The organism is Zhenhengia yiwuensis, from assembly GCF_014384995.1.
In the GTDB taxonomy this organism is placed as follows: domain Bacteria; phylum Bacillota; class Clostridia; order Lachnospirales; family Cellulosilyticaceae; genus Zhenhengia; species Zhenhengia yiwuensis.
Map to the genome: position 1 here is coordinate 1 of NZ_JACRSY010000070.1, position 6245 is coordinate 6245.

Here is a 6245-nt window from a genome sequence, read left to right on the forward strand (position 1 = left end):
AGTATTGTAGATCTATATGAGATGGTGCTTATGAGTTCAACATCTACACAGCAAGCTAAATTTTCAGCTAGAAACATTGAAATGGGTCGTTCTATTTCAAACTCATACGTGAGATTAATTATCAAAGGTGCTAGGACTTTTGAAAGTGTTCCTGAACCAATGAAACAAGAAGTTGCTGAAAAGCTTATTGAAGAAGGTAGACAAGACTTAATTACTGATCCAGAGTATTTACCACAAGAAGAAATTGACCCAGGATTTAGTGTAAACCCAGAAGAAGTACCAGCAGAATAAAAGACTGATTTGCTAAATTGAATAGGGCATAGAAGAGCAGCTTAATAGGCTGTATTTTTTATGCCTTTTTATATTAAGGAGGATAAGAAAATGGATGTAAATATGTTAGAAACATTAATTAATAGCTTAGGATTTCCTATTGTTATGGTGGGCGCATGTGGCTTTTTTATTTGGAAGATGTATCAGGCTCAATTACAAGATAAAGAAAGATTATATGCAGAACTTGGGAAAGCTACTGCAGCAAATGAAAAGTTTGCAGGGATTATCAGCACATACACAGGAAAATTGGAGTCTATTGAAAATAAAGTCGATAAAATTCAAGATAAGGTAGGTGCCTAAGATGGTCCGGATAACAAAGAAGCTTATTAAATACAATCATAGTGGTATCAATAAACCAGTCTATATCGTTATTCATGAAACAGATAATACAGATATAGGTGCCGATGCAGAACGCCATTATAAGTATTTTAATGGTGGAGACAGGGGAGCTAGTGCACACTATGTAGTAGACGATAAACAGGTTATCCAATTAGTAGAGCATAGTGTACAGTCTTGGCATAATGGCAAGAAGTATGTTTCTAATCCAGAAGTACCACAATGTAATAACAGCAACTCTATAGGTATAGAGATATGTGTCAATCAAGATGGAGATTATAGTAAGGCTGTAGCCAACGCTGTAGAGCTTACTAAAAAGCTAATGAAAGAGCTCAATATTCCAGTAGATAGGGTTATTAGGCATTATGATAGCTGTGGCAAACAATGCCCTGCAAAGATGCTTAGGGAGCCTAAAATATGGACAGATTTTAAAAAATCTATACAAGGGATACAAATGGATAAGGAATACGAAAAAGCGGTGCAGAACTTAGTTTTAGAAGGTATTATCGGTAGTCCTGCAGCATGGACAAGTATTAACCTTAAGAATGTGCCAGCACTTATTAGTAAGATAGGTATTAGGCTATTTGATGTAAGCACTTATGATACTGTAATAGCTAAGATGGTAGAGGCTAAGATTATCAGCAGTCCTAACATATGGCAGAATAAAAAGTATACAGAACAGAATGTAAAAGATTTAATAGTTAAGGTGAGTGGTTATTTGGGGTAAGATTCGGCTTACCCTTTATTTTTTTACTCAAAATACTGATTTTATTGGGGGAATATGATAATATTTAGAAAAATATTTTATGGATAAATTTAGAAGGAGGAGATTGATATAATCAGACAAGAAAAAATCTATAGTATTTGTTGTAGGATTATGTGTTTTATACCATTTATATTTACAATTATTTCGGAGGAGTTAGGCATACCTGATAACATTAAGAATCTTATATGGTTAATCATGTTTCTGATTTGTATTATTTTGGTATTAGTTGCTTTCACCATATTTAAAGATACAAAAAGAAGTGAAAGATTTTTTGGAGCATTAAGTCTCATTTTAATAATTGGATATACAATTTATTTTGTTTTATTTTAAATTTGGAACATTTAATAGGAAAAAGTTATTTCAGTAAAGGCTAGGACTTCGGTTCTAGCTCTTATTTTGAAGAGTGTAGGAGAAGTTGAATTAAAATATAAAATATTATAATATAGTATAAAATAAAGGTTTATAGGGAGGATTAACATGAAAAGAATATTTTTATGGCTATTAGGAGCATTATTAATTGCCTTAGGCCTGCTGGTTGAAGCTGGTATGATAGGTGGATTTGTTGCATTAATTAATAGTCCAGTAATAATATTAATTTTATTGGTAGTAGTTTTTGCAGTACTTATAGGGAATTGTATTTTTAAATATGGGTGGAATTACACTGAAGAATATGATGAAAAGGAAGATATAACTTTATAATACTAATTTTGGCTAGGACGTAGGTTCTAGCTTTATTTTTTTGTATAAAGTAGAAAAATAATTGACTATACGTATGATACGTATTATAATATAAATATAGAAAGAGAGGTGAAAAAATGAGGTTTAGGGAGATAGAAAAAATCATAAAACAAGATGGATGGGAATTACATAATGTAGTAGGTTCACATCACCACTACAGACACCCAATAAAAACAGGTAAGGTTACAATCCCTAAGCATACAGGAGATGTACCATTAAGAGTAATAAAATCAATACTGAAACAGGCAGGGCTTGAATAAAGCCCTCTTGATAAGTATTTTATATAATAATATTTTAGAAGGAGAACTGATAGTATGAAATTAGTATATCCAGCGTGTTTTTATCCAGAAGAAAATGGTCAATATTCAGTAGTGTTTCCCGATTTAAATGAAGCAGCAACATTTGGGGATAGCTTAGAACAAGCTATAGAAATGGCAATAGATTTAGCTAGTGGATGGTTAATGGATAGTATTCAAGAGAATGAACAAATTCCTAAACCATCTAATATTAAGGATGTATTAATTGATGAAGAAGATGCATTTGTATCACTTATTGCTGTAGATTTAACAGAGTATGAAAGATTGCATGGTAATAAAGCAGTTAAAAAGACCTTAACAATTCCTATGTGGATGAACACATTGGCAGAAAAAGAAGGAATTAACTTTTCGGCAGTATTACAAAATGCTCTTAAAGAACAACTGCATCTTAATCAGTAAAAATATCATAAAATGTTATAATGTGGTGTAAGTTAAAGGTGATTATAGCATTTTAAAGGGTGAGACTTGACTCACCCTTTATTTTTTATTTAACCTAAAAGATGATTTTGAAATCAATTAAGAGATGTATCAAAGTGTAATGTATTTGTTATCAGGTACCCGCTATGGTGATGCAGGGGATAACCCTTGTCATTTCTCCACTCATTTCACTTATGAAAGACCAGGTAGATGCACTGAATGAAATAGGTATACCAGCTTGCCTGATTAATAGTACACTTAGTACCATGGAGTATAGAAATGTTATTCAAAGAGCTATGGATGGAAGCTATAAGCTTATTTATGTAGCTCCAGAGCGTCTTAGTTCTTATGATTTTATAGAGCTCTGCAACCAGATAGATGTAGCTATGGTAGCTGTAGATGAGGCACACTGTGTGAGTCAGTGGGGACATGACTTTAGACCAAGCTATACGTTTATTGATGACTTTATTAAGCGTTTACCGACAAGACCTGTTGTATGTGCCTTTACAGCTACAGCCACGCCGCGCGTTAAGGAAGATATTGAGAAGCTTATCGGGCTTTACAGTCCATATACGATTACTACAGGTTTTGATAGGCCCAACTTATATTTCGAAGTAGAAAAGCCAAAGCATAAATTTGACTGGGTACTTCGTTACTTACATGCACATAAAGAGGAAAGCGGTATTATTTACTGCGCTACAAGAAAGACGGTAGATGCTTTAGTAGATAAGTTACGTGCTAAAGGGATAGACGCAGCTAAGTATCATGCAGGGCTGAGTGAGCATGAAAGAGCCATGTACCAAGATGACTTCCTTTATGATAGAAGGACCATTATGATTGCAACCAATGCTTTTGGGATGGGGATTGATAAATCTAATATTCGCTTTGTCCTTCATTATAATATGCCTAAGAATATGGAAGGGTATTATCAAGAAGCAGGTCGTGCAGGCCGTGATGGTGTAGCTTCTAACTGTATACTCTTATATTCTGCGGCGGATATTATGACGAATCGTTTACTTATTGAAAATGCTAGCAACACAGTAGACCTATCAGGTGAGTACGAAAAATTGAATCAAATGGTAGATTACTGCAATACAGAAGGCTGTCTTAGAAATTATATTCTGAGATACTTTGGAGAGCATCCAGATAAACTTTGCGACCACTGCGGTAATTGTAACAGTGAAGTAGAGCAAAGGGATATTACCATAGAAGCGCAGAAGATTTTATCTTGTATTAAACGTATGCAGGAGCGCTTTGGTATGGTAATGGTAGTGGAAGTACTTAAAGGGGCCAATACACAGAAGGTGAAGCAGTTTGGTTTTAATACCCTTTCTACTTATGGACTCATGAAGGATTACCATAAAGATACGATTAAAGAGATGATCTCCTTTCTTATAGCAGAGAAATATATTGATTTAGATGGGGACAAATTCCCAGTATTAAGATTAAATCCTTCAGCTTATGAAGTGCTGAAAGGTCATAAGACTGTTAATATGCGTATTAATATGTCTAAAGCTACGGAAGATACCAAGCTTATGAAGGAAGTCCTTCCAATAGACCATGAGCTTGTAGGGGAACTGAAAGAAGTGAGAAGAGAGATTGCTGCCATACAGCACGTACCACCATTTATGATTTTCTCAGATGCTACTTTAAATGAAATGGGTATGTATTATCCCACTTCAGAAGTAGAGATGTTAGCTATATCAGGTGTAGGTAAGATTAAGTATGATAAGTACGGTGTGCGCTTTGAGGAAGTCATTCGCCAGTATGTAGTAGCCCATGACATTGAAAAGCCAGAAGTTAAAATGGTAGAAGTGACAGTACCTAAGGAAGAGAAGATATTAGGGCCGAATAAAGTATCCGTACAAAATAAAGATAAACACGTGGATAAAAAAGATACAGTGCTTGTAACTTATGAACTCTATCAGGAAGGGTATAGTATAGAAGAGATTGCTCAAATGAGGGGGCTGACACGCTTTACGGTAGAAAACCATCTTGTAAGCTGTGTGGCGAGAGATTTAACGATTGATTTTGAACCGTTTATGACAAAAGAGCAAGAAAGACTTATTCAAGAAGCTATCCAGCAAGTAGGCATTACACTTTTAAAACCGATTAAAGAGCTTTTGCCTGAAGAGGTGACTTATACAGCTATTAAACTCGTGATTGAAAAGTATAAAAAAGAAGGTTCTACGAATATATAGCATAAACAAAACCCTCTAACTTAGGAAACTAGGTTGGAGGGTTTTAGAGTATTTACACTTGTGTTAATGAAACATTAATTATAAATTTTTATTAGCAAGATGATCTGTTTTGTTCGAAGCTCGGATTATTTTTTTACCATCAGCAATGATCCACTCATGAATACCAGTGTCCCCAGTTGACACAAATACTTCGGTATTTATTGGTAGGCCTAAAAAGGCACGATATAATTGATAAATCATTCCTCCGTGGGTTATTACTACAATTGTACCCTCTTTGTTTTCTGAGAGAATTTTAGATAAGACATGCTCTGCCCGATATCTAAACTGCAATTGAGATTCTTGTTCATATACGGATTCATGAAGTGCTAAATGAGGTTGATAAGGGTATTTTTCTGCTGCTTCTTCCCTGGATAATCCTGCAATTAAACCATTATTAAATTCTGCGAGCAGGTCTTCTATGTACAAACTAATACCAGTTTCATCTGATAAATGCTGTGCTGTTTGATAGGCTCTTTTTAAAGGACTGCAGTATATCTTTGATATATTGTAATTTTCTTTCACCCATTTACTCATAGCCTGTGCTTGTTGATGGCCTCTATCAGTTAGCTCAAAGTCTGCTCTACCTTCGTGTACATTCAGAAGATCTGCCTGTGATTCCCCATGTCTAATAATCAATAATCTCATATGTTCAACCCCTTCGATTTGTAGTAGAATTTATTATAATGTTTTTGTTTGAAATTTTCAATTTATTAAAAAGTAATACATAAAGCATTAATACTACACTAAAGAAGTTAGAGAAAATGGAATAAAATAGAGTATAAAGTTGTGAATAAAGGTCTATATAACTTTGTAGTGAGAGTTTATTTCAGATTAAATGACTATTAAAGAGACATAAGATTGGTAATGATAAGAAAGAGTTGAAACTTAACGTAGATATGATATAATAACTTATGCACTAATGAGAAAGAGAGGAAAGGTCATGGCGAAAAATCCAAATGCCTATAAGCTTGTTGCACAAAACAAAAAAGCTTATCACGATTATTTTATAGAAGAAACGTTTGAAGCAGGCATTGTACTTGTTGGAACAGAAGTAAAATCCATCCGCCAAGGCAGTGGTTCCGTTAAGGAAAGTTTTATTCG

General features: G+C 34.2%; 9 protein-coding genes. 8 read left to right on the plus strand and 1 reads right to left on the minus strand.

Annotated features, from left to right (window positions below):
- The 7 genes from H8718_RS19475 to recQ form a co-directional block, all read left to right on the plus strand.
- Window positions 1-291 (plus strand): CD1375 family protein (locus H8718_RS19475; protein WP_249334693.1); only part of this gene is annotated, 291 nt, incomplete at its 5' end.
- Window positions 292-381: 90 nt separating this feature from the next.
- A complete protein-coding gene (locus H8718_RS19480; protein ID WP_249334694.1) occupies window positions 382-630 on the plus strand; it encodes a hypothetical protein in 249 nt (82 codons plus the stop codon).
- Between the two features lies 1 nt (window position 631).
- A complete protein-coding gene (locus H8718_RS19485) occupies window positions 632-1393 on the plus strand; it encodes a peptidoglycan recognition protein family protein (RefSeq protein ID WP_249334696.1) in 762 nt (253 codons plus the stop codon).
- A gap of 516 nt (window positions 1394-1909) precedes the next feature.
- The gene (locus H8718_RS19490; protein ID WP_249334698.1) at window positions 1910-2131 is read left to right on the plus strand and encodes a hypothetical protein; all 222 of its coding nucleotides are present in this window, start codon (window positions 1910-1912) and stop codon (window positions 2129-2131) included.
- Between the two features lie 116 nt (window positions 2132-2247).
- Window positions 2248-2430 carry a type II toxin-antitoxin system HicA family toxin gene (locus tag H8718_RS19495; protein ID WP_249334700.1) on the plus strand — a complete coding sequence of 61 codons (183 nt, stop codon included), beginning with the start codon at window positions 2248-2250 and terminating at the stop codon, window positions 2428-2430.
- Window positions 2431-2484: 54 nt separating this feature from the next.
- Window positions 2485-2886 (plus strand): type II toxin-antitoxin system HicB family antitoxin, encoded by a 402-nt coding sequence (locus tag H8718_RS19500; RefSeq protein ID WP_249334702.1) that lies wholly within the window; start codon window positions 2485-2487, stop codon window positions 2884-2886.
- 143 nt (window positions 2887-3029) lie between these two features.
- Window positions 3030-5105 (plus strand): DNA helicase RecQ, encoded by a 2076-nt coding sequence (gene recQ / locus H8718_RS19505; RefSeq protein WP_330597786.1) that lies wholly within the window; start codon window positions 3030-3032, stop codon window positions 5103-5105.
- A gap of 78 nt (window positions 5106-5183) precedes the next feature.
- On the opposite strand, the gene H8718_RS19510 is transcribed toward recQ, so the two are convergent.
- Complete coding sequence (locus H8718_RS19510) at window positions 5184-5789, minus strand: histidine phosphatase family protein (RefSeq protein WP_249334705.1); 606 nt, start codon at window positions 5787-5789, stop codon at window positions 5184-5186.
- Window positions 5790-6084: 295 nt separating this feature from the next.
- Between H8718_RS19510 and H8718_RS19515 the strand changes: the two genes are divergently transcribed.
- On the plus strand, window positions 6085-6245 hold a 161-nt coding region (locus H8718_RS19515; RefSeq protein ID WP_249334654.1), incomplete at its 3' end, for an SsrA-binding protein.

Bases quoted from the DNA above. Each gene is read 5' to 3' on its own strand.
- H8718_RS19495 (WP_249334700.1), top strand. From the start codon at position 2,248: ATGAGGTTTAGGGAGATAGAAAAAATCATAAAACAAGATGGATGGGAA.
- H8718_RS19485 (WP_249334696.1), top strand. From the start codon at position 632: ATGGTCCGGATAACAAAGAAGCTTATTAAATACAATCATAGTGGTATC.
- H8718_RS19480 (WP_249334694.1), top strand. From the start codon at position 382: ATGGATGTAAATATGTTAGAAACATTAATTAATAGCTTAGGATTTCCT.
- H8718_RS19490 (WP_249334698.1), top strand. From the start codon at position 1,910: ATGAAAAGAATATTTTTATGGCTATTAGGAGCATTATTAATTGCCTTA.
- H8718_RS19500 (WP_249334702.1), top strand. From the start codon at position 2,485: ATGAAATTAGTATATCCAGCGTGTTTTTATCCAGAAGAAAATGGTCAA.
- H8718_RS19510 (WP_249334705.1), bottom strand. From the start codon at position 5,789: ATGAGATTATTGATTATTAGACATGGGGAATCACAGGCAGATCTTCTG.